Source organism: Taibaiella helva (genome assembly GCF_003545695.1).
GTDB lineage: Bacteria > Bacteroidota > Bacteroidia > Chitinophagales > Chitinophagaceae > Taibaiella > Taibaiella helva.
In genome coordinates, this window is sequence record NZ_QUZZ01000001.1 from 449671 (window position 1) to 473310 (window position 23640).

Consider the following 23640-nt stretch of genomic DNA (forward strand, 5'->3'; position numbering starts at 1 on the left):
TTCGCAGTGTTGTTTGAGGCTGAACGTTTGTTCATTTTTTCAGGCAATTATCCGAACTCTTTTTCCCGGCGACTGTTTACCGGGGTAGCCACTATCCTTGTAAAGAGTTGAAAATAATACCGATTCATGCAAATCGTTCAGCAAATCCTGTTTGTGCTCCTGGCCGCTGCGGCTGTTTTTCTTTTTGCCCGTAAGGTGCGCGAGATCCGGCGCAATATTAAGCTGGGCAAAGATGCCGGGATCAATGATAATCCTTCCGCCCGCTGGCGCAATGTATTGCTGCTGGCCTTCGGTCAGAAGAAGATGTTCAAGCGGATGACGCCTGCCATCCTCCACTTCTTTGTTTATGCCGGTTTTGTGATCATCAATATCGAGATCCTGGAGATCATCCTGGACGGCATTTTCGGCACGCACCGCTTGTTTGCGCCTTATCTGGGTGGTCTGTACAATATTCTTATCGGCTGCTTTGAGATACTGGCCGCGCTGGTGCTGGTTTCCTGCGCTATTTTCCTGGTGCGTCGCAACATTCTTAAGCTGAAGCGCCTGAACCAGGGCGAGCTGAACGGCTGGCCCAAAACGGATGCCAACGCGATCCTCATCACAGAGATCGTCCTGATGGCACTGCTGCTGACCATGAATGCCGCCGATTATAATCTGCAGCAAATGAACGTCCACCATTATTACAACACCGGCGGCCCTTTCTGGGTATCGGGGCTTATTGCCCCGCTGTTGTCCGGTATGGGTGAAGGAGGGCTGGTTGCTTTAGAGCGTACCTGCTGGTGGCTGCACATTGCCGGCATCTTCGCTTTCCTCAACTATCTTCCTTATTCCAAGCACCTGCATATTGTGCTGGCCTTTCCCAATGCTTACTACGCCAAATTGGTGCCCCAGGGTAAGATGGACAACATGAAGGATATCCAGAACGAGGTGCTGTATATGATGGAGCCGGATAAAGCGCCCACAGACGCTGCCGCTGCCGAGCCCCATCGTTTTGGCGCAAAGGATGTGAACGACCTGAGCTGGAAGAACCTGATGGATGCCTACAGCTGCACTGAATGTGGCCGCTGTACCGCCGTTTGTCCGGCCAATATCACCGGCAAGAAGCTGTCGCCCCGTAAGATCATGATGGATACGCGCGATCGCATGGAGGAAATGGGCCGCAATATTGATCAGAACAAGGAATTTGTAGATGATGGAAAATCCCTGCTGCACGACTATATCAGCACCGAAGAGCTGAGGGCCTGCACCACCTGCAACGCCTGTGTGGAGGCCTGCCCCGTAAGCATCGATCCCCTGTCGATCATATTGCAGCTGCGGCGCAACCTGGTGATGGAGGAAAGCAATGCGCCCCAGGAGTGGAACATGATGTTTGGCAATATTGAGAACAACATGGCGCCCTGGAAATTCAGTCCCGATGACCGCGACAAATGGGCGCAGGAGCTCGCGGAGGCGTAGCGTCTGCCTGAAGTGCTGAGGATATAGCCACAATCTTTATGGAATTGACCGTTATACAAGAGCGTATTTTTGAGATCCGGGGTCAGAAAGTGATGCTGGACTATGACCTTGCTGCTCTTTATGACGTTGAAACAGCGCTGAACCAGGCCGTGAAGCGAAACCAGAAGCGATTCCCCGATGATTTTATGTTCCGGCTTTCTGCTGCAGAATGGGAAGCCATACAGCAAATGAACTCATCACAATTTGTGATGAGTTCCGGCAAGCATCGCGGGGCCAGGTACCAGCCTTACGCTTTTACGGAACATGGCGTTACCATGCTGGCGAGTGTGCTGAAAAGTGAAAAGGCTGTAGAGATGAATATTCTTATTGTGAGGGCATTCATTCATTTGCGCCGCTTCGCCCTGCAATACCGCGACCTGTCGGAACAAATACAGGCATTGAAGGAACAGCTGGGCAGCCACGATATTCAGTTGGGCCGGATATACGATACTATTGAGCGGATGCTGGACGATCAGACAGAGTTGAAGTCCTGGCAAAAGCGGGAGCCGATCGGCTTTAAACCACCTAAAAAGTAATGCATGCATATAAAGACAATGGCCGAATTCATGGCCGAAGGAATCCAGCCGGAAGTATTGTTCTGGGTAGGCTGTGCCGGAAGCTTTGATCAGCGGGCGCAACGCATCACCAAGGCCTTCGCGCAGATACTCGACAAGGTAGGCGTATCCTTTGCCATATTGGGCAAGGAAGAAATGTGCACCGGCGACCCCGCACGACGCTCGGGCAACGAATTCCTGTTCCAGATGATGGCCTACAACAATATTCAATTGCTGAACGGCTACGGAATCAAAAAGATCGTTACCGCCTGCCCGCACTGCTTCAATATCTTCAAGAACGAATATCCTGCCCTGGGTGGGGAGTACGAAGTCATCCATCATACCACTTTCATCAACCAGCTGATCGCCGATGGAAAGATCATTATGAAAGAAGGCGGCGCCTTTAAGGGAAAAAAGATCACCTACCACGACAGCTGCTACCTGGGCCGCGCCAACAATATCTATGAAGCACCGCGTGCGGTGCTCGAAGCCATGGATGTGGAGCTGATCGAGATGAAACGCTGCAAGACCAATGGCTTGTGCTGTGGCGCCGGCGGCGCCCAGATGTTTAAGGAAGACGAGCCGGGTAACAAGCGGATTAATATCGAACGCACCGAAGAAGCGCTGGCGACCGGCGCGACAGTAATCGCAGCCAACTGTCCTTTCTGCACTACCATGCTGATGGACGGCGTAAAGAATAAGGAACAGGAAGAACATGTCCAGGTGCTGGATATTGCTGAAATGGTAGCCCGATCGCTCTGATCACCTGCTGCAAAATGATGATGCAAACCTGTAAAGCCCATGGCCTTACAGGTTTTTTCATAATCTTTTAAAGCGGCATTAAACATTTGAATAGCAGCCGGGTTCTATCTTTATCCGATTAATAATGGCCGACCCATATGGACTTTTATCCTACTCTTGAAAACAAACGTGCCTTGCTCCGGCCGCTGCAGCAGGAAGATGTGGCGCTGTTGAAACCGATCGCTATGGCCCAGCCTGAGCTATACCGGTATATGTCGGCGTTCATCTGTACGGAGGAAGACCTGGCTCGCGTTGTGGCGCAGGCCCTGGCCGACCGTGACGGCCAACGTACGATTCCTTTCCTCGTGATCGACAAGCTGCACCAGGCCGTGGCCGGCTCTACCCGTTTGGGCAATATCGACGAAAAGAACAAAAGAGCGGAGATCGGCTGGACCTGGATCGACCAGCGCTTTCACCGTACCGGCCTGAACCGGGCGATGAAATACCTGATGCTCGAATACGCTTTTATCACCCTTGATCTTAATCGCATAGAAATTAAGACCAACGAGCTCAATACCCGCTCCAGGCGCGCCATTGAGGCAATAGGAGGGCAATACGAAGGCCTGGCGCGCCATCACATGGTAAACGATGACGGTACCCTGCGCAATACGGTCTATTACAGCATCCTCAAAGAAGAATGGCCGGGCATTAAAGAGCGGGTCTTCGCCAGGAGTCTCCCCGACTGGTATTGACTTTTACCCCTGGCTTCAATCCTATGCACCCTTATTTTTTATCGATGGAACGATAGGGCAGGGCCTTCTCTTTTTAGCTAACTTTGCAGTATGGATCATTACAATATAGCTGCCCTGTTGCCCGAAGGTTTTGAAGACGGGTCGAGGGTATGGATATACCAGAGCAGCCGCCCTTTCAGCGAAAAAGAAGAGCTGGAGATCAATGAGCAGCTGCATCATTTTTATACCCAGTGGCAGGCGCATGACGTGCCCGTCAAAGGCTGGGCCAGGCTGCTATTCCGCCGCTTTATTGTGCTGATGGCCGATGAAACGGATGTGGCAGTCAGCGGTTGCAGCACAGATAGCTCCGTAAGGGTGATCAAAAGCATCGAGCGCCAGTACGAGGTCAATCTCTTCGACCGCCTGTCGATCACTTTCCTGGTCAAAGGCCAGCCGGAAGTGCTGCCTATGGGCCAGGTGCAATATGCCATCGATAAAGGATACATCAATGGCGACACCTTGCTGTTCAACAATCTTGTGGCTACGAAGGCAGAAATGCTCCGCAACTGGCTGCAGCCCCTGAACTACAGCTGGTTGCGCGACCGCGTACAGCTACCCGTCAACAATTGATGCGGAAATAGCCCGGTTTTTCTATTTTTGCGCAGCATTTCAATTTTTAATCATTCATCCATGATCCTTTCCGACCTGCGTATCCTTGAAGAGATAGAAAAAGGTACTATTGTTATTGACCCTTACGACAGGCAATACCTGGGCAGCAACTCCTACGACGTGCACCTGGGCAAGCATCTGGCCGTGTATGAGGATAAGGTGCTGGATGCAAAGCAGCATAACCGGATCAGGCATTTCGATATTCCCGAAGAAGGCTATGTGCTCCAGCCCGGTGTACTCTACCTGGGCGTAACGCAGGAGTATACCGAAACACATGCCCATGTCCCCTTCCTGGAAGGCAAGTCGTCGACAGGCCGCCTGGGTATCGATATCCACGCGACGGCCGGTAAAGGTGACGTAGGCTTCTGCAATACCTGGACCCTGGAGATCTCCTGTGTGCATCCGGTGCGCATCTATACCGGCATGCCCATCGGCCAGCTGATCTATTTTCCTCTCGAGGGCAAAGTAGAAAACAAGTACAACACCAAGCAGAATGCCAAGTACACCGAGCGTACCATAAGGCCGGTAGAAAGCATGATGTGGAAAAATAAGTTCTAGACCTTACCCTTATCAATAAGGCCTGCCCCGGAATAGCCGCCGGCAGGCCTTTTTCTTTTCCGGGCCTGAAAACAATTGCTATTTTTGCGCACAATCGAAATAATGCTATGCAAACAGACCAACGTTTTCCCGTAGGTATTATCGGCAGCGGCGCTATGGGCAGCGGTATTGCCCAGGTAGCGGCCATGGCCGGACATGATGTGATTGTGCTGGACAGCAACCCGGCGGCACTTGAAAAAAGCAAGCAGCAGCTCGGCGCAACCCTGCTGAAGCTCCAGGAAAAAGGTAAGCTCGCCGATGCGCAAGCCGTTATTAACAGACTGTCCTTTGCCACCGACAACAATGCTTTCGCTTCCTGCGGGCTCGTGATCGAGGCCATCGTGGAGAACCTGGAGATCAAGAAAAAAGTATTCGCAGGATTAGAGGACGTAGTGAGCGCCAGCTGTATCCTGGCTTCCAATACCTCTTCCCTGTCTATTGCATCGATCGCCTCGGCCTGTAAGCGGCCGGAGCGGGTGCTGGGCATCCACTTCTTTAACCCCGCACCGCTGATGGCCCTGGTAGAAGTGATCCCCGCAGTACAAACAGAAGCAGGACTGCCGGAACAGGTCAAAGCCCTGATGCTCCAATGGGGTAAAGCGCCCGTGATTGCCAAAGACACACCGGGTTTTATCGTGAACCGTGTTGCCCGTCCTTTCTATGGCGAGGCGCTGCGCGTCTATGAAGAAGGCATTGCAGGTATGGCCACTATTGATTGGGCGATGACTACGCTCTCCGGGTTTAAGATGGGGCCTTTTATACTAATGGATTACATCGGGCACGATGTAAATTATGTCGTGACCGAAACCGTCTTTCAGTCCTTCTTCTATGATCCCCGTTACAAACCTTCTTTCTCCCAGAAACGCCTGCTGGAGGCTGGTTGGCTGGGACGTAAGTCGGGCCGGGGTTTTTATAATTATGCCGAAGGCGCAACGCAGCCCGAACCGGTACAGGATGAAGTTGCCGGCAGGAAGATCGCCGAGCGTATCTTGTTCATGCTCATCAACGAGGCCGTAGATGCCCTTCAGTGGCAAATCGCCTCGGCTGCCGATATCGAGCTGGCGATGACCAAAGGCGTGAACTATCCCAAGGGCCTGCTGCAATGGTGCGACGAGCTGGGCGCCGATTATGTGCTGGCCGGTCTCGATGCCTTATATGATACCTATCGTGAAGACCGTTACCGTGCCAGCGCGCTGCTGCGTAAAGTGGGGATCGAACGGATTAAATTGATTGCATAAATTATTTTTTTAATTAGCCATATCCGGGGCTGAGTCTTGAAATAAGGCGCAGCCCTTTCTTATTATAAATCATTTTATATTCAGTTAATTGCAAAAGGTACTATAGTACAGAGGTGCGAATTAAACTATCTTACTATAAGAATGATTTATGTGCATAAATAATGTATTTAAATCTTTTGAGCTTATTTTTGACGAACATTTTTCTTTAACCTTTTTAAAAAATAATGTTTATGCTAAAATCAAAATTTGGCCTTATTCTCGTGTTGCTTGCAGCCGGTAGCGTAGCGGACGCACAATCATTATCCAATGCGGGGTTTGAATGCTGGCAAAGCCCGGTAATGCCACAGGGATCGATTATCGAACAACCTACTGGCTGGGGTACCAGTGATTGGGCGTTACCTAATATGAATTTATATGGCGGCCCCTTTACCCCCGTAAACCAGGTGACCAAAAGTTGTGTAGTGAAGCATAGCGGTACGGCTGCTGTAAAGATCCAGACCAAGGATGCCGGAACGCTCCTGGGCGTTGTGCCGGGTGTATTGTCGACTGCAACAGTAGGATTAGATGAAGGTGCATTGGAAATTGCTACAAATTTTGGGCATTCCCCTATCTCCATCCGGGAAAGCACATTTCCCTTTATTTCGGCCGATGCAAGCGGACTACCTGTTAACCGGCGGGTGGAAGCCGTTAAAGCCTACGTTAGGCTTGATCCCGGTAATACCGATCCCTCGGTTATTCACGTAAAGGCTACCCAGTCGTATGATTTTATGGGTATGGTTACTTCTGTTACCGTGGGGGAGGGAATAATGGTATTGCAGCCCGGCCTGGCAACTTTTACCGAGGTTACTATTCCTCTGGTTTATACAGACAATAATGTGATACCCGAAAAACTCAGTATCAATTTTATCAGCAGTTATATTGCTCCGGGAACGAGCGTCTTTTTGGGAAGCTTGCCCATTCATGCAGGCAATACGCTGTATGTAGACGATGTCCAGATCGTTTACAGCGATAGTAGCAGTGAAGGTGCTTATGGTATTGCCGGGAACCAGGCGCCAGCGGGAGCGGCACAGATTCCTGCAGGAACAGATATGTCCGGTTCTATCCGTTCGGCAACCGATACGAAAATGGGTTTGCCGAATCAGCCGATTGTGGGAAAAATTTCCCTGGAATCGGGATTAGTATCCGACGGCGTACGGGTGTATCCGAATCCTGTAAGAGAATCGATGTATGTAAAGCTCAATCAGGAAAAAGTACCGGCTTTGTTGACCTTGTGGGATTTAAATGGACGGAAAATGACCGAGATGCAGAGCAATAAAGAGGAAACAATGTTGCCTGTAGAAAACCTGGCGCCCGGTATATACCTGTTACAAGTCAATCACAACGGTATTTTGGAGCAACTTAAAGTCGTAAAACAATAATAAAGATCGATTGGCTCTTGTGCTGCCCCTGAATACGGGCAGCACAAGATTTTTTGGCGCCTTATACCCATAAACAATGGGGTGCAAAGATTGCGCTTTTTCACTCCGGGAGCGATAGCGTTCCCCGGAAGTTACAACACCATATTCTCGATCCGTTTGCTGTGCTGCGGATAGTCGGTATTGAAATGTAGTCCGCGGCTCTCCTTGCGGAACTGGGCGCCTTTCACGATCAGGTAGCCGATAGTGATCAGGTTGCGCAATTCGGCCAGCTGCGGGGATAAGGTGGTCGTTTCGTAAAGCCGCTCTGTTTCTTCATGCAGCAGGTCCAGGCGGCGCATCGCGCGTTCCAGGCGGACATCATTCCGCACGATACCCACGTAATCGCTCATCACCGACTGCAGCTCCTTCAGGCTTTGGGTGATCAGGATCATTTCCCGGGGCTGGGTGGTGCCCGCCGCATTCCATTCGGGGATATCTTCTTTGAAGCTGAGCGTATCCATTTTTACTATCGTATCGATATGGCAGCGATGGGCAAATACCAGGGCTTCCAGCAGGGAATTGCTTGCGAGGCGGTTGGCGCCGTGCAGACCAGTGCTCGAGCATTCGCCGCAGGCATACAGGTTTTTGATCGACGTGCGTCCATGCTTGTCGACCTTGATACCGCCGCAGGAGTAATGCGCCGCGGGTGCGACCGGTATCATCTGCGTCAGCGCATTGATGCCCGATTTCAGACAGCGCTCGTAGATATTGGGAAAATGATGCAGGAATTTCTCCTTGTCCATGTGCCGGCAGTCCAGGTACACATGTTCCGTACCGGTACGTTTCATTTCACTATCGATGGCACGGGCGACGATGTCGCGCGGCGCCAGGTCTTTCCGTTCATCATAGCGTACCATAAAAGCCTCTTCGTCTTTGTTGCGCAGGATACCGCCATCGCCCCTTACCGCTTCCGTGATGAGGAAAGATGGGCTTACTCCTGCTTCATACAAGGCGGTGGGATGGAACTGGATAAACTCCATGTTCTCGATGCGACCCTTTGCACGGTAGACCATTGCCACGCCATCGCCGGTAGCGATACGCGGGTTGGTAGTGGTGCGGTATACCTGGCCGCAGCCGCCGGAAGCCATTAAGGTAATCTTGGAGAGCAGCTTTTCGATCTCTCCCGTGTGCATATTGAGCACATACACGCCGTAGCATTCGATATCGGCGGTAGACTTGGATACCAGGTAGCCCAGGTGGTGCTGGGTGATGATATCAACGACGAACCAATGGTTGTTGACCACGATGTTCTTGTATTTCGCAGCCTCGGCCAGCAGGGAGCGTTCGATCTCGAAACCGGTAATATCCTTATGGTGCAGTATGCGGAATTCCGAATGGCCGCCCTCCTTACCGCGTAGATAGTCCCCCTCTTCATCTTTGTCAAAACGCGTGCCCCAGTTGATGATCTCCTCCACCCGTTGCCGGCCTTCGGTAACTACCATGCGCACGATCTCTTCGTTGCAGAGGCCGTCGCCGGCGATCAGCGTATCCTGTATATGCTTCTCGAAGCTGTCATGCTCATCGTCGTTCACCACCGCGATACCGCCCTGGGCATACTTGGTGTTCGTTTCGTCGGCGAAAGCCTTGGTCAGGATCGTAATTGTTTTGCCGGGGAATTGCTGGGCGGTCTTTACCGCGAAGGTCAGGCCGGCGATGCCTGAGCCGATGACGAGGAAATCTGTTTGTGGCATATCTAAAAAGCTGCCGGGCAAACGGCAGGCGCTTTATCTGAAGGATTCCGTTGTTTTGCGAATATACTGGATTCGGCCCATGCAGGATCAGGATTGACATTTGTTTTACAAACAAGCTGGCTGGCCAAAGTGATCCGTAATGGTTATTTTTGCAGCGCTGTATATTTATGTCCTTAAACGAAACAATGTATATTCTCTACGGAATCCCCAATTGCAACTCAGTACAAAAGGCCAGGACCTGGCTCGAGAAGCACCAGGTCGCCTACGAATTTCACGACTATAAAAAATCAGGTATCAGCAAAAGCCGGCTAAGCCGCTGGTGCAAACAGATGGGCTGGGAAAACCTCATCAATAAAAAAGGCACTACCTGGCGCGATCTTGATGAGGCGACGCAAAATAGCATTACCACACAGGCCGCTGCCATAGACCTGATGCTGAACAACACCAGTGTCATTAAAAGACCGGTGATCGAGCTGGACGATAAAGTGGTCGCCATCCGCTTCGATGAAGCCATCTACGAGCAGGTATTTCTTTAAACCGATCTCTCGTTTCTATAAGGCATGGGCTATCCCTTTTCCGAAGGGGCGCAGCTGAAAGCGCAGCTCCTGCCGCCGGATGATTAACCAAACAAAAAAACATGTACGGATGAAGAAAATCTTCTTATTGTTCCTTTCTTGCCTGCCTTTCGCGATGAAAGCGCAGGAGGTGATGACACCCGAGCTGCTATGGAGCCTGGGCCGGGTATCGGCAGTGAGCATGAGCCCCGATGCCAAAACCTTATTGTATAAGGTAGCGAAGACCGACCTCGCTACTGAAAAAAGCAGTTCGGCATACTTCCTGCTCAACCTGGAAAACAACCAGGTCAGCCAGACTGAGCTGCTGAACGGAAGAACTTTTGTCCAGTGGGATAAGAACGGTATGTATGCGACTAAGGGTGACGAGCTGTCCCGGAGCACTGACAATGGCGCCAGCTGGACAGTGGTCTCTACACAGGTACAGGATGCAGAGAACCTGAGGGTATCACCCGATGGCCGCTGGGTCGCCTTTTCCAAAACGGTTCCTTCGGAAAAAGTGCTGGGCAAAGAGCGCTACAACGACGTAGGAAACAGCACAGCCCAGGTCTATACCGATCTCAACTACCGTCACTGGGATACCTGGAACGATGGCAAAGTATCGCATGTATTCCTGGCCAGTATCGATAATCCCCGTACACCGGTAAAGGACATCATGGCCGGCGAGCCTTACGACTGTCCCCAGAAGCCTTTTGGCGGTGCCGAGGATTTTGTCTTCAGCGGCGACAGCAAAACAGTGGTATATGTATGCAAGAAGAAAGCCGGCAAAGCCTATGCGCAAAGCACCAATACCGACCTCTACGCCTACGATATCGGTGATGGCAAAACCAGCAACTGGACGGAAGGTATGATGGGCTATGATGTGGCCCCCTCCTTCAGCCCCGATGGTAAAAAGATTGCCTGGCTCAGCATGAAGCGCGATGGCTATGAAGCCGATAAGAACGACATCGTGGTTATGGACATTGCGACCAAAGCCAGGCTCAACCTGACTGCGGGATGGGATGAGACTGTTGACGGCGGTTTTGCCTGGAGCACCAAAGGCGATAAGATTTATTTCAATGCGGCCACCAAAGGAACGCAGCAATTGTTTGCGGTGAACGTGCCGGCCAATGTAATGGTCAAAATGATGCCTGCGGTCGCCCAGGTAACCAAAGGCATATTTGATGTGACCGGTGTAGTTGGTCAGCAGGGCAATAACCTGGTGGTATCCCGCACCGATATGAACCATGCGACGGAGCTGTTCCTGGTCGATCTGAAAAACGGCAATATGAAAGCGGTTACACATGCCAACGATGCCGTGTACAGCAAGTTGAAGCTGAGTGAGACTAAGCTGCGTATGGTCACCACCACCGACGGTAAGCAAATGGGCGTGTGGGTGATTTACCCGCCCGGTTTTGACCCTGCAAAAAAATACCCCACACTGCTGTATTGCCAGGGTGGCCCCGAATCCGCTTTGTCGCAGTTTTACAGCGTACGGTGGAACTTTCAGCTGATGGCCGCTAATGGTTATATTGTGGTAGCCCCCAACCGCCGCGGTATGCCGGGCTGGGGCGTAGCCTGGAATGAAGCCATCGCCAAAGACTGGGGTGGCCAGCCGATGAAAGATTACCTGTCGGCAATCGACGATGTGGCTAAGGAATCCTATGTAGACAAGAACCGCCTGGGTTGTGTGGGCGCCAGCTACGGCGGCTATAGTGTCTTCATGCTGGCGGGGATACACAACAACCGCTTCAAGAGCTTCATCGCTCACGATGGTTTGTTTGATATGAAGAGCTGGTACGGTACGACAGAAGAGCTGTGGTTTGCCAATTGGGACCTGGGCGGTAACTACTGGAGCAAGCCCATTCCGAAAAGCTATGATCAGTTTAATCCTTCCAATTACATCGATCAGTGGAACACGCCGATCATGGTCGTTCAGGGTGGTATCGATTTCCGGGTGCCCATCGAGCAGGGACTGGAAGCTTTCCAGGCTGCCCAGCTAAAAGGAATCAAGAGCAAGCTGCTGTATATCCCCAATGAGAACCACTGGGTGCTGCATGCGCACAATGGCCTGGTATGGCAACGCGAGTTCTTTGCCTGGCTGAAGGAGACATTGTAATTTACGCTGAAAAACAAAGGGCTGCACGGATCTACCGGGCGGCCCTTTGCCTTTATCCTGTTCTGCAGCGGACGGGGACTTAACGGAACGCCGCCAGCAGCTGTTCTTTATAGGCCGGCGATACCTCTATCTCTTCTCCGTCCTGCAGTGTCACATAGCCGCCGGTACCTTTGTGGTACGATTGAATAAAGTGGACATTGATCACATGCGATTTGTGCACCCGCAAAAAAGGGTGAGGCAATATCTCCGTAAAATGCTTCAGGAAACGGCAGACCATTTTTTTCCTTCCGTCGGCCAGGAAGACATCGGTAAAGTTACCATTGCCTTTCAGCCGTACGATCTCTTCCATCTTTACCACATCGAAGCCGTCGAGCGTGGGCAGGATCACCTGCTGCTTTTCGGGCTTGCTTTCACGGGCATTGGCCACGATGATCTGGTTGCGGTTAAACAGCTGCTCCTTCTGCAGCTGCTGCTGCACCTTGTTCACCGCAAGGATCAGCTCTTCAATGCTTACCGGCTTCAGCAGGTAGTAAGCGGCGCTCTGGTTCAGCGCCTTGAGCGAGTACTCGGAGAAGGCCGTCACGAATATCGTCTCAAACTGCAGATCCTGGCAAGCATCCAGTACATCAAAAGCATTACCGAAAGGCATTTCCACATCCAGGAATACCAGCTGCGGTTGTTGCTCGTGCAGCACGCTTACTGCTTCCCTGCTGTTCTGCGCCGTGCCGCATATCTGCACCTGCGGACAAAATTTGGCGATATAGCTTTGCAATGCGACCATGGCTGCAGCCTCATCTTCTACCAGCACGGCGCGTATTTTTTCGTTCGGGTTCATGATCTCATCATTAAAGGAAGCGTAAGCATCACCCTTGTGCCACTGGCATCATTGCGTGGCGCTATGTTCATGGTGATACGGGTCTTGTACAGGTCATTCAGCAGGCTGATGCGTTCGGCTGTGTTCGTCAGCCCGCGCGATTGATGAGCCTTCTGGTTCCTTGTCTTCAGCGCTTTGCTCCGCTCGAGGCCTATGCCATCGTCTTCGATAGTGATCTTAAGGCTTTGCTTTTCTTTGCTGAAACGCAGCGCCAGGTGGCCTTTCCCCTCTTTGTAACGGAGGCCGTGCCATATGGCATTCTCCAGGTGCGGCTGGATCAGCATATTAGGGATTAGGGTCGCATCGCTATCCAGCGTATCGTCCATCGTAATGCTATAATCAAACTGGTCGCGGAATCGCATATGCTCCAGCTCCAGGTATTGACGTAATTGCTCCGTCTCCGCACTTAACGTGACAAAGTCCTTATTGGAATGCTCCATTACATTGCGCATCAGGCCCGAATAGGACGTAAGATATTTATTGGCCTCCAGCTCGTTGCTCTCCGCAATGTACTGGTTGACGCTGTTAAGGCTGTTGAAGATGAAATGCGGGTTCATCTCGCGTCGCAGCGATTGCAGGGCTATCCTTTTGTTCTTTAACCTGATCGCCATCCAGGAGCGCAGCACCAGGAAGAGCAGCACCAGCATGACTATCGTAGCGCCAAGCAGAAAGTAGTTGAAGCGGTTCTTGCGGCTGATCAGCTCCAGCTGCAGCCGGCGCTCCTTTTCCAGTTCCCTGATACGCCCTTCTGTGACCTCGTACAGCTTGTTGTCTACAAGCGAGCTGTCGGTACGGATAAGGGTATCCAGCTGGCCCAGGAAAGCGCGCGACAGGGCCAGGCTGCGGTCGTAATCCTTACGGTCTTCATAATACCCGATCAAAGCCATGAGGCAGTCTTTCGCTTTGAGCGTATAGCCTTGCTGCAGCGCCAGGCGATAGGCTTCGAGTAGCAGGGCTTCGGTCCGTGCGGCATTGTGCTGGCGGGAATAGAGAAGCGCGAGCTCCTGCAGCTGGTCGATCTGCTGCTCTGCATTTCCCTGCTGCTTTGCTCGGGCCAGTCCCGCTTCGCTCAATGCGATAGCCTTATCCAGCTGGTTGTCGGCGACATAAGCGTCAGTGATCTTTTTCTGCAGCTGCGCAGTGGCATCGGCATCATTCGTAACGGCTATGGCTTTCCGGTAGCTCTCGATCGCGCCCCGGGTGTCCTTTTGCTGCAATTGATTTTCCGCCAGCTGCCGGTAGGCGTCTGCTGCTTCATCTTTTCTGCCGCTTTTCTCAAGGAGATCGATATTGGATTGCACCAGCTCCTGCTGCATACCCGGATCGTTGACCTGTAGCCGCTTTACATCATTGCTATTGGCCTGGAAGAAAGTGTTGTCCTGCGCATTCCCGGCCGCCGACTGGTAATTGGCAATGGCCGGCGCGATCTTCTGCTGCGCTTCCTGCGCCTGCGCCAGCTTGCGGCTGACAGCAGCAAGCTCTTCCGTTTTCTTCAGGCGGGTATAGATCTCTTTCGCTTTTTTAAGCTGCTCCTCTGCGCGGGCATTGTCGCCTTGGTTCAGGAACTCCCGGGCCAGCTTTTCATATTGCTGTGCGGCTTGCAGGTCATCCGCATCCGAAAGCGATTTGCTGAGCGCTTCCGAGGCTGTCCGTAATTTATAAGCCTTGCTTTTTGCCTTGCCCTGTACCATAGCGGAATCCTGTGCCCGGGCAATCATGCCGGGGACAAGGAGCAAGTACAGGAAAAGCAGTTTCAGGGCGCGGTACATGCTGTTCGGAATTTTGATGTAAAATAAGCCAATTTGAAAGGGATAACCTAAGATTTCACCCAGTCGAACGGCCGTTTCACCAAGTGTGCCGGCAATAGGTCCGGAGGCCGGGATACATTTGTGCTGTACTTAAAATGATTCCATATGAAAACGATATTGCTGGCCGGAGCGCTGCTGCTGACATCCGGCATCTTTACCCGCTGTACTGCGCATACAAGGCCCGAATCGGCCGCAACAGATCCACAGGGCGACCATCATGCACCGGATACCGATAATACGCGGGTCCAGGTTGCCCTGCTGCTCGATACTTCGAACAGTATGGACGGATTGATCGATCAGGCCAAATCCCGCCTTTGGAATATCGTGAATACCCTTACCACGCTGAAATATAAAGGTAAGACACCAGTGGTGGAGATCGCCTTGTATGAATACGGTAATGACGGCCTGTCGGGCGAAAGCGGCTACATCCGCCAGCTAACGGCATTGACCACCGATCTGGACCTTATCTCCGAAAAGCTCTTCAGCTTAAGAACCAATGGCGGTAACGAATACTGCGGCGCCGTGATCGGCCAGGCCGTAAAGAAGCTGCGCTGGAGCAACAACAGCACTGCTATGAAGCTGGTCTATATCGCAGGTAACGAACCTTTCGACCAAGGCAATGTGAGCTATAAAGAAATGATCAGCGATGCTGTGGCGCACGATATCTATATCAATACCATTTTCTGCGGCAACAGGGAAGAAGGCATCGATACCTATTGGAAGGATGGTGCGGAACGCGGGAAAGGCAAATACTTCAATATCGATTCGGACAGGAAGGTGCGGTTCATCGAAACGCCTTATGACAAACGCATAGAGGCCTGTAACGAAAAGGTCAACAAGACTTATCTAGGCTACGGTACGGCCGGCTCAGCCCGTAAAAGCTATCAGGAGCTGCAGGACGCCAATGCCCGTACAGTGTCTGCCGCCAACTATACAGAGCGGGCTGTCAGCAAATCGAAAGCCATGTATAAGAATGCCGAGTGGGACCTGGTAGACAAGGTAAAAGATGACAAGCGTGCCCTGGAAAAACTGTCCCCGGAAGACATGCCGGGAGAGCTGAAGGGTAAGAACAAAGCGGAAATCGCGGCGATTGTGGCCGGCAAAGCGAAAGAGCGGGAAGCCCTGCAGAAAGAGATCGCACAACTGGCCCGCGAACGCCAGGCCTATATCGACGAAGCGATGAAGAAAGAAGATACGAAAGACGACCTGGGCGCGGCGATCAGTAACACTATCCTTGAGCTGGCCAGGACCAAAGGCTATGTCGCTGTACAATAATCCTCAAAAACGATCCATATGAAAGCCGTCCTTTTTTTCTTCGCTGCCTGCCAGCTGAGCGCAGTAAGCAATGCTGAAGCACAAACCCTGCCGCCGGCTAAAGTGAGCTACGAAAACTACGAAGCGCTGGTAGCGGCTGTGAAGCCACACCGCGCACAGCGCCTCGTCGGGCTTAGCCGTTTCCTGGAAATGAGCAGGGAGCCCAATACGATCATCCTCGATACACGTTCGGCTGAAATGTACCGGAGGAAGCATATTAAAGGCGCAGTCAACCTGAGTTTCTCCGATTTCACACAGGAAAGCCTGGCGGCATTGATCCCCAGCCGGAATACCCGGATACTGATCTATTGCAACAACAATATAGAAGGCGACCCGTTAGTCTTTGCCACCAAAACAGTAGTACCCAAACTGGCGGGGCCGGAAACCAAGCCCGTTACCCTTGCCCTGAATATACCGACTTATATCAATCTTTACGGCTATGGTTATACCAACGTATTCGAACTTTCGGAATTGGTGCCTGTATTGCACGCCGGGCTTGAATTTGAAGGCGCCGACATGCACCGGTACAAAACATTTCAGCGATATAAAAAATGATGATGCGAAAATGCCTGATGGCCGTTTCAATCTATGTGCGGTTCGGAATCCTCTAGCCCCCGGTTTAACTTTAATTAACCTTAATCCATATTGCATTAACCTTGCTGCCTTTGCCCGGGATTACTTTTGTGCCCGGAATAAGGCTTTATGAACAAGTTGTTTTTGCGCCCCTGTATCACCCTGTTGTGCCTGATCGCCTCTCATGGCCTGATGGCACAACCCACCATTTCGGGCAAAATAACCGACACCTCGAAACGGCCGCTTGCCTTTGCAGCGGTCTATCTGCTGGGCAGCGACAGCAGCGTGCAGCGCAGCACTTTTGCGGATACTGCCGGCGATTACCGGTTGGCGGAAATTCCCGCAGGCGTCCTTTGGCTGAAGGCGACAGCGATAGGCTATGCAGAGCGGCTTGTACCGCTCGCTGCTGACTTCGCGGGCAGGCTGCCGGATATCGTGCTGAAGGCGGAGCAGCATGCTATGCAGGAAGTAAGCATCGTTGCAGCCAGGTCGCTCCTGGAGCGCAAGCCCGACAGGCTGATCTTTAATGTCGCTTCCAGTGTGACGGTGGCGGGCGGTACAGCGTTGGATGCGCTGAAAAAGACGCCCGGCATATGGATCCGGCAGCAGGACAACAGCATCAACCTGGTGGGAAAGAGCGCTGTGCAGGTCATGATCAACGATAAGCTGCAGCAGCTGTCGGGGGAAGAGCTGATGGCGCTGCTGCAAAGCATACCTTCAGACAACATCGAACGGATCGAAGTGATTACAGCGCCCCCGGCACAATACGATGCTGCCGGCAATACAGGCTTCGTGCACATCGTACTGAAGAAAAATAACCGGCAAGGACTCAACGGCAGCCTTCGCGCCGGCTACGAGCAGGCCTCTTATGGAAAAAGTCTGGCCGGCGCCGAGCTCAATTACCGTTCGGGAAAATGGAACCTGTACGGCAATGCCAGCTACAGCAACGGCAGCAACCAGATCGTCGAAAGGCTGAATACGCCTTATCCGGCGCAGCTGTTCCAGGTTACCGACGACTATAAGCGCATACTGAAGCCCCTGCAGTATACCGCCGGTATCGACTACGAGCCGAACCGCAATGCGATGCTCGGACTGCAATATACCGCTGTTTGGGCCAACAGGGCCAACGAAGGACAGACCCGTACCCGGGCGCTCAACGGCATAACCGGTCTTTCCGATTCCATGTTCAATACAACAAGCTACAGTACGGCCCGAAGCAGCAACCAGGTGCTGAATCTCAACTACCAGTGGACCATCGACAGCAGCGGGAAAAAGCTCAACATTAATGCCAACCGGCTATGGTTCGACGGCCGGCGTAGCAACGATTTCAGTACTACCCACTATGATCATGAATGGCAGACACCGTCCGGGCCTGCTTTTCACAACCTGACCAACGGCCGGCAGGATATCGGGATCACTACGGCACAGGCGGATGTAACACTTCCTTATCCCTGGCTGTCCTTGTCTTTCGGCGGGAAGCTCAGCTTTATCGACAACAGCAGCGCCAATCACTTTTACTACGAAGATGGCGGGCAGACCTATGAAGATCCTTCTATTTCCAATGCTTTTACTTACAAGGAACGGGTACAGGCGCTTTACCTCAGCACCGCGCGAAGCCTGGGCCGCTGGCAATTCCAGGCCGGGCTGCGCGCTGAATACACACAAACAACAGGCTATTCCAACAGCCTGGCCCGGCGCAGCGAGAACCGCTATCTTAAACTCTTTCCAACAGCTTATCTGCAGTACCAGCTGAGTGATAAGCACAGCTGGAGCCTGAGCTACAGCAAGCGGATCAACCGGCCCGACTATCGCAGCCTCGATCCCTACCGTGCTTATGCCACGCCCTATCATTATAGCGAAGGCAATCCTTTCTTAGAGCCTTCCATCAACCACAATACAGAGCTCAGCTATACGATGCACAGCCGTTTTGTCTTTGCCGCTTTCTACCAGTATGAGCAGAACCACTTCGGCTCCGTATGGATGATCGATCCTGTGAAGAAAGTGACCTCTGGCATCAGCCGCAACTTCGCCGATTTTATGGCTTACGGGCTGAATGCTACTGCTGCTTTTCAACCTTTTGCTTTCTGGGAAATGCAAGCCCAGCTTAGCGTCCAGCAGCAGCAGCTGAAGAGCAGGGAGTATACCGCAACAACACAATCCCACAGTCTGCCGATGTATTATATTTACCTGGGCAACAGTTTCAGCCTTAACGCCGGGCGTACGCTCCTTGCCGAGCTGAACGGCTTTTACCTGAGCCGCTACCGGGAAGACTTCCTGGAGATACGGCCTATGGGCGGCATTGATGCGGGCTTCAAGGTGCTGCTCGCAAAGCGGAAAATTGCCCTTGCGCTGAATGTATCCGATATGCTGGCCAGCCAGAAAGCCCGGGGCTTTCATGTCGTTACCGGCCAATCGGTCGACAACTATTTCGATAGTCGCAATCTGCGCTTGTCGGTGAATTATAAATGGGGGAATCCTAAGCTGAAGGCGCGGAGAGACCGTAACACCGGTATTGAAGAGGAGAAGAGCAGGGCGGGGCAATAGCCCTGCAAAAAGAGAAAGCCTCTTTTCCGGAGGAAAAAGAGGCTTTTCATAAGCTTATTATTCTTAGAAACGCTCTGTCATGCTGAAGAAGAAGTCGCCTTCGATCTTGGCATTCTCGTCGCTGTCGGAACCGTGCACGGCATTTTCCCCAATGGATTTGGCATACTGCTTGCGGATAGTACCTTCTGCAGCTTCAGCAGGATTGGTAGCGCCGATAAGCGTACGGAAATCGGCCACAGCGTTGTCTTTTTCCAGGATCGCTGCAACGATAGGGCCGCTGCTCATGAAGTCAACCAGCTCGCCGTAGAAGGGGCGTGCGCTATGCACTTCATAGAATTTGCCTGCCTGCTCTTTGCTCAGCCGGGTATATTTCATCGCGATGATCTTGAAACCACCGGCATTGATCTTATCGAGGATGCCGCCGATATAGTTGGACGATACGGCATCAGGCTTGATCATTGTGAATGTTCTGTTGGACATTTTCTTTTGTTTTTGGATTTGCGCCGCAAAAATAAGCATTATTCTGCCTTCCGTAAAATCTCCTTATAGACCGCAGGATTTATTGGCATTTGCTTTTAAAATATGTATGACGTGTTATCGCCGGCAGGCTGTACGCCTTTTATTCCATCAACAAAAAAGTCATAGTAGTTGCTTCAACGTGATTGCTGCATAAAATAGTGCAGCAGGATCGGGGCTGCTCACTATGCCGGGAGCAGTCTTGCCTGCTTCCGGGTCTGCCTGTTTTCTTCTTTTACCTGTCGCAGCGCTTCCCCGGCGTTCGCAGAATAAAGTGTATCTTTGCGTTATGCAGGATACGACACCTATGGCCCCTTTAACGCAGGCCTATATCGATAAGGAAGAGCAATACGGCGCACACAATTACCACCCGCTGCCCGTAGTGATCGAACGTGCAGAAGGCGTGTTCATGTGGGATGTGGAAGGCAAACGCTATTACGATTTCCTTTCCGGCTATTCGGCCGTAAACCAGGGACATTGCCATCCGAAGATCATCAAAGCCTTTATAGAGCAGGCCCGGAAGCTCACACTGACTTCGCGCGCTTTCCACAGCAACCTGCTGGGCGAATATGCCGAATATATCACCAAATATTTCGGTTACGATAAAGTGCTGCCGATGAATACCGGCGTTGAGGCCGTGGAGACCGCGCTGAAGCTGGCACGTCGCTGGGCCTACCAGGTAAAAGGTGTGCCGGAGAATAAAGCGAAGATCATCACTGTTGAGGGCAACTTTCATGGTCGTACGCTCAATGTGATCTCTTTCAGCACCGATCCTTCGGCCCGCACCGATTTCGGTCCCTTTATGCCGGGCTATGTAATCATTCCCTACAATGATATCCAGGCGCTCGAAAAGGCCCTGCAGGACCCGGATGTAGCGGGTTTCCTGGTAGAGCCCATACAGGGAGAGGCAGGCGTTAAGGTACCCGATGAAGGCTATCTGGCCCAAGCGGCGGAAATGTGCCGCGCGGCTAACGTGCTCTTCCTGGCCGATGAGATCCAGACCGGTCTGGCCCGTACGGGTAAAATGCTGGCCTGCGACCATGAGAACGTTCGCCCCGATATCCTGATCCTGGGTAAGGCGCTCAGCGGTGGCACGCTTCCCGTGTCTGCGGTATTAGCCGATGATGAGATCATGATGACCATCAAACCCGGCGATCATGGTTCTACTTATGGCGGCAACCCGCTGGCCTGTAAAGTAGCTATAGTGGCGCTCGAGGTACTGAAGGAAGAGAAGATGGCCGAAAATGCTGCCGTCCTGGGGGAATATTTCCGCGAGCAGCTCCGTGCGCTGAACCATCCGCATATCGCGCTGGTAAGGGGTAAAGGCCTGCTGAATGCGATCGTGATCCGTCACGATAATGCAGATGCCGCCTGGGACCTGTGCCTGCAACTGAAAGAACATGGCCTGCTGGCCAAGCCGACGCATGGCGACAAGATCCGTTTTGCCCCGCCCCTCTGCATTACCCGTGAGCAAATCGACGAATGCGTAGCCATTATCGAAAAGAGCCTGGCTGTATTGTAAAAACGATACAGATAACCAATATGAAAAGGAACGTCCCGGCGTTCCTTTTCGCTTTCAGCGATAGTAGCGCCGGCAAGCAACAAGGCCGGAGCGGGAGCAGGATAGCAGGGCAGTGCCTATATTTGTGCTATGGCCGCCCTGAAAAAATCGCCTTTGTTCCTTGTTAACTTCGTTACCGGCATATCCGATGGCATGCTGCTGCCGTTTACCGTAATGGTGGCGGCATGGGCCTTGTCGCTGTCCGTGGTGTATACGCTGTCTGCCGGTATCGGGGCAGCCTCGCTGGGGGCGCTGGCCTTTGGCCTGGCGCGGATGTTGGGCGAGAAGGAAGAGATCCGGCACCATCATCCTGAGCTGGGCGCTGCCGAAGCGGAAACGGAAATTTCGCTGATGCACGCGATCGGTATCGATCCGCAGCTGACCAGCGAAATGAAGGATAAGATGGCTGTCGAGCGGGAACAGTGGCTGGAAGAGATACGGGAGCACGGCCTGGGCTGGGAAATGTACGACGCCGGACGTGCCCGCGGCGGCGGGCTGCAAACGGCCGGAGGCTTCCTGGCCGGCGGCGTGCTGGTGGCACTCTGCTTTGCAGGCCTGAGCACCCTATTGCCTTACCGGTGGCCTGTGTTGCCGGCGGTATGGCTGCTGCTGTTCCTGGCGGGCTGGTGCAAAGGGCGTGTGATCGGCAAGCCGGCACTGCGTTACGCGTTGATACAGCTGTTTTCGGGAGTGGTGGCCAGCCTGGCCGTACTGGCGATCCTGCTGCTGTTGCTGCCTTCAAAATAAGCGGCGCTACTGCCAGGTGATCAATCGATCTTCAGCGAGCTGAAGAATTGTTCTTTCTCTGCACTGGCATCGGCGCCTTCTTCTGCCAGCACTGTAAGCGCATAAATATTGGCGCCGGCAAACAAGACCTGGGTATACAGGTTCTTGTAGGGTACGGCCTGGTCGGGCTTATCCTTTTGCAAAGCCAGCTCATAGCCCATCTGGCTGCCCCGGGCAATTTTCTTGCGCGATATCACTTCCACGCCGGGATACTGTCCCAGCAGACCTTGCAGGATCAGCTCGATGAAACCGCTGTTGTTGTAGTTCGCTGCGATCGTGGCAGAATCCACGCCGAACTGTGTAGCGTCGATCACGGTAGCCATACCGGTAACCTTCTGCCTGTCGTCGAGCGTACTAAACGTAATGGGGCCTGTAGCGCCCTGCATCTCCTGCGTTTTACCCGGGAACACCACGCTGGCCCTGCTGTCCAGCTTTACTTTGTGCTGTGCCAATGCTGCCGGTAAGTATCCGGCAAAACACAGCAATAAAAAGGAAAGTACTTTCATAAATTTTTCTTCTGGTTAAAATGCCTCCAATACCAGCTCCATGCGGGAGCCTCTTGAACCTTTGATGAGCACCAGCGCCTGGTGTATAGGATGCAGCTGCAGGTAGTCCCGGGCCTGGGCCGAATCGGCAAACCAAAGATAGGTGTGCTGCGTCTCTGCGAATTCCGGCCCGGTCAGGATCACATTGCGGAAACCGTGCGCGCCAATCAGGTCGGCCAGGGCCTGGTGCTCGGCTGCGGATTCCTGTCCCATTTCTTTCATAGCGCCCAGCAGCAGCCATTTGTTGTCGCCGGGCAATGCGGCCAGGTTCTCTACCGCCAGCTTCATGCTCGAAGGGTTGGCGTTATAGGCATCAAGAATGATCTTGTTGTCGCCTTTCTCCAGCCATTGGGAACGGCTGTTGGAAGGCAGGTAGGTCTCAAGCGCCGCTTTAATGTCTTCTACAGGGACATCGAAATGATGGCCTACCGCTACCGCCGCCAGCACATTGGGCAGGTTGTAAGCACCTACAAGCTGTGTCTGTATCTGCGTTTCCAGCTGTGAAGTCAGCAGGGTCACCTGCAGCAGGGCGCCGTCGCCGGTCGCTTTACCGATGATCTGTGCGTTAGCCGTGCCATAGGTGATCTGCTTCTCTATACCTTTAGCCATATCCTTCAGGTAGTCCAGGTCAGCGTTCCGGAATATGGTTCCATCAAAGGCACGCAGGTGGTCGTACAGCTCACCCTTGGCTTTACGCACGCCTTCCATGCTGCCGAAGCCTTCCAGGTGCGCTTTGCCGCAATTGGTAATGAGCCCGTAATCGGGATTGGCAATGCGGCAGTACGCCGCGATCTCACCGATATGGTTGGCCCCCATTTCGATAATGGCCATCCCGGCATCAGGTCTTATTTTCAGCAAGGTAAGCGGAACGCCGATATGATTGTTTAGGTTACCTTCTGTCGCATAGGTCTTGTACCGGCGCGACAGCACAGCTACCAGCAGCTCCTTGGTCGTGGTCTTGCCATTGGAGCCGGTTACGCCAACGACGGGAATATCCAGCTGAAGGCGGTGATGATGTGCCAGCTGCTGCAGGGTGCTCAGCGCATCGTCGACCAGGATGCAACGATCCTCCGTAGCATAAGCCGCTTCGTCGACGATGGCATAAGCCGCGCCATCAGCAAGGGCCCGGGCGGCGAAGGCATTGCCGTTGAAGCGATCGCCTTTGAGCGCGAAGAAAAGCTCGCCCGGCTTCACTTTCCGGCTGTCGGTCTGTACATGGGGATAGCCGAGGTACAGCTCATATAATTCCTGAATGGACATAGATCGCTCTTACGTTG

At 52.7% G+C, this 23640-nt stretch carries 21 protein-coding genes; 15 read left to right on the forward strand and 6 right to left on the reverse strand.

Annotation, left to right across the window (positions count from 1 at the left end; genetic code table 11):
• Positions 1 to 126: 126 nt before the first annotated feature.
• From DZC79_RS01855 to DZC79_RS01890, 8 genes are all read left to right on the forward strand, one after another.
• Positions 127 to 1455 (forward strand): (Fe-S)-binding protein, encoded by a 1329-nt coding sequence (locus DZC79_RS01855; protein WP_118949834.1) that lies wholly within the window; start codon positions 127 to 129, stop codon positions 1453 to 1455.
• 38 nt (positions 1456 to 1493) lie between these two features.
• Positions 1494 to 2030: an ORF6N domain-containing protein gene (locus DZC79_RS01860; RefSeq protein ID WP_118949835.1), complete on the forward strand. Its 537-nt coding sequence runs from the start codon at positions 1494 to 1496 to the stop codon at positions 2028 to 2030.
• Positions 2031 to 2033: 3 nt separating this feature from the next.
• Positions 2034 to 2810, forward strand: coding sequence for a (Fe-S)-binding protein (locus DZC79_RS01865; RefSeq protein WP_118949836.1), 777 nt, complete (start codon positions 2034 to 2036; stop codon positions 2808 to 2810).
• A 137-nt stretch (positions 2811 to 2947) separates the two neighbouring features.
• Positions 2948 to 3541, forward strand: a complete 594-nt coding sequence (locus tag DZC79_RS01870) for a GNAT family N-acetyltransferase (RefSeq protein WP_118949837.1) — start codon at positions 2948 to 2950, stop codon at positions 3539 to 3541.
• Between the two features lie 90 nt (positions 3542 to 3631).
• Entirely contained in the window at positions 3632 to 4150 is a 519-nt protein-coding gene (locus DZC79_RS01875) for a hypothetical protein (RefSeq protein ID WP_118949838.1), read from the forward strand.
• A gap of 60 nt (positions 4151 to 4210) precedes the next feature.
• The gene (dcd, locus tag DZC79_RS01880; RefSeq protein ID WP_118949839.1) at positions 4211 to 4747 is read left to right on the forward strand and encodes a dCTP deaminase; all 537 of its coding nucleotides are present in this window, start codon (positions 4211 to 4213) and stop codon (positions 4745 to 4747) included.
• A 107-nt stretch (positions 4748 to 4854) separates the two neighbouring features.
• Entirely contained in the window at positions 4855 to 6024 is a 1170-nt protein-coding gene (locus DZC79_RS01885) for a 3-hydroxyacyl-CoA dehydrogenase NAD-binding domain-containing protein (protein ID WP_118949840.1), read from the forward strand.
• 224 nt (positions 6025 to 6248) lie between these two features.
• Positions 6249 to 7442: a T9SS type A sorting domain-containing protein gene (locus DZC79_RS01890; protein WP_118949841.1), complete on the forward strand. Its 1194-nt coding sequence runs from the start codon at positions 6249 to 6251 to the stop codon at positions 7440 to 7442.
• 131 nt (positions 7443 to 7573) lie between these two features.
• Here DZC79_RS01890 and nadB read toward each other — a convergent pair whose 3' ends face one another.
• A complete protein-coding gene (gene nadB, locus DZC79_RS01895; protein WP_118949842.1) occupies positions 7574 to 9172 on the reverse strand; it encodes an L-aspartate oxidase in 1599 nt (532 codons plus the stop codon).
• Between the two features lie 185 nt (positions 9173 to 9357).
• Between nadB and DZC79_RS01900 the strand changes: the two genes are divergently transcribed.
• Positions 9358 to 9708, forward strand: coding sequence for an ArsC family reductase (locus DZC79_RS01900; protein WP_118949843.1), 351 nt, complete (start codon positions 9358 to 9360; stop codon positions 9706 to 9708).
• A 109-nt stretch (positions 9709 to 9817) separates the two neighbouring features.
• Positions 9818 to 11842, forward strand: coding sequence for a S9 family peptidase (locus DZC79_RS01905; RefSeq protein WP_118949844.1), 2025 nt, complete (start codon positions 9818 to 9820; stop codon positions 11840 to 11842).
• 79 nt (positions 11843 to 11921) lie between these two features.
• On the opposite strand, the gene DZC79_RS01910 is transcribed toward DZC79_RS01905, so the two are convergent.
• Entirely contained in the window at positions 11922 to 12677 is a 756-nt protein-coding gene (locus tag DZC79_RS01910; protein ID WP_118949845.1) for a LytR/AlgR family response regulator transcription factor, read from the reverse strand.
• Positions 12674 to 14485, reverse strand: a complete 1812-nt coding sequence (locus tag DZC79_RS01915; RefSeq protein WP_118949846.1) for a tetratricopeptide repeat-containing sensor histidine kinase — start codon at positions 14483 to 14485, stop codon at positions 12674 to 12676. Before DZC79_RS01915 ends, DZC79_RS01910 begins: the two co-directional genes overlap by 4 nt.
• Before the next feature lie 144 nt (positions 14486 to 14629).
• Here DZC79_RS01915 and DZC79_RS01920 point away from each other — a divergent pair, with 144 nt between their 5' ends.
• The 3 genes from DZC79_RS01920 (at position 14630) to DZC79_RS01930 (ending at position 18955) form a co-directional block, all read left to right on the forward strand.
• Positions 14630 to 15799 (forward strand): vWA domain-containing protein, encoded by a 1170-nt coding sequence (locus tag DZC79_RS01920; protein WP_118949847.1) that lies wholly within the window; start codon positions 14630 to 14632, stop codon positions 15797 to 15799.
• A gap of 18 nt (positions 15800 to 15817) precedes the next feature.
• Positions 15818 to 16393, forward strand: coding sequence for a rhodanese-like domain-containing protein (locus tag DZC79_RS01925; protein ID WP_118949848.1), 576 nt, complete (start codon positions 15818 to 15820; stop codon positions 16391 to 16393).
• A gap of 147 nt (positions 16394 to 16540) precedes the next feature.
• Entirely contained in the window at positions 16541 to 18955 is a 2415-nt protein-coding gene (locus tag DZC79_RS01930) for a TonB-dependent receptor (protein ID WP_118949849.1), read from the forward strand.
• Positions 18956 to 19018: 63 nt separating this feature from the next.
• Here the strand turns inward: DZC79_RS01930 and DZC79_RS01935 are convergent, their stop codons facing one another.
• Positions 19019 to 19435, reverse strand: coding sequence for a nucleoside-diphosphate kinase (locus DZC79_RS01935; RefSeq protein WP_118950014.1), 417 nt, complete (start codon positions 19433 to 19435; stop codon positions 19019 to 19021).
• A gap of 325 nt (positions 19436 to 19760) precedes the next feature.
• Here DZC79_RS01935 and rocD point away from each other — a divergent pair, with 325 nt between their 5' ends.
• A complete protein-coding gene (rocD, locus tag DZC79_RS01940; RefSeq protein ID WP_317124956.1) occupies positions 19761 to 20993 on the forward strand; it encodes an ornithine--oxo-acid transaminase in 1233 nt (410 codons plus the stop codon).
• Between the two features lie 129 nt (positions 20994 to 21122).
• Complete coding sequence (locus DZC79_RS01945) at positions 21123 to 21779, forward strand: VIT1/CCC1 transporter family protein (RefSeq protein WP_118949850.1); 657 nt, start codon at positions 21123 to 21125, stop codon at positions 21777 to 21779.
• Between the two features lie 20 nt (positions 21780 to 21799).
• On the opposite strand, the gene DZC79_RS01950 is transcribed toward DZC79_RS01945, so the two are convergent.
• Positions 21800 to 22324, reverse strand: coding sequence for a hypothetical protein (locus DZC79_RS01950; RefSeq protein WP_157976855.1), 525 nt, complete (start codon positions 22322 to 22324; stop codon positions 21800 to 21802).
• A 15-nt stretch (positions 22325 to 22339) separates the two neighbouring features.
• Positions 22340 to 23623, reverse strand: coding sequence for a UDP-N-acetylmuramoyl-tripeptide--D-alanyl-D-alanine ligase (locus DZC79_RS01955; RefSeq protein WP_118949852.1), 1284 nt, complete (start codon positions 23621 to 23623; stop codon positions 22340 to 22342).
• Positions 23624 to 23640 lie beyond the last annotated feature (17 nt).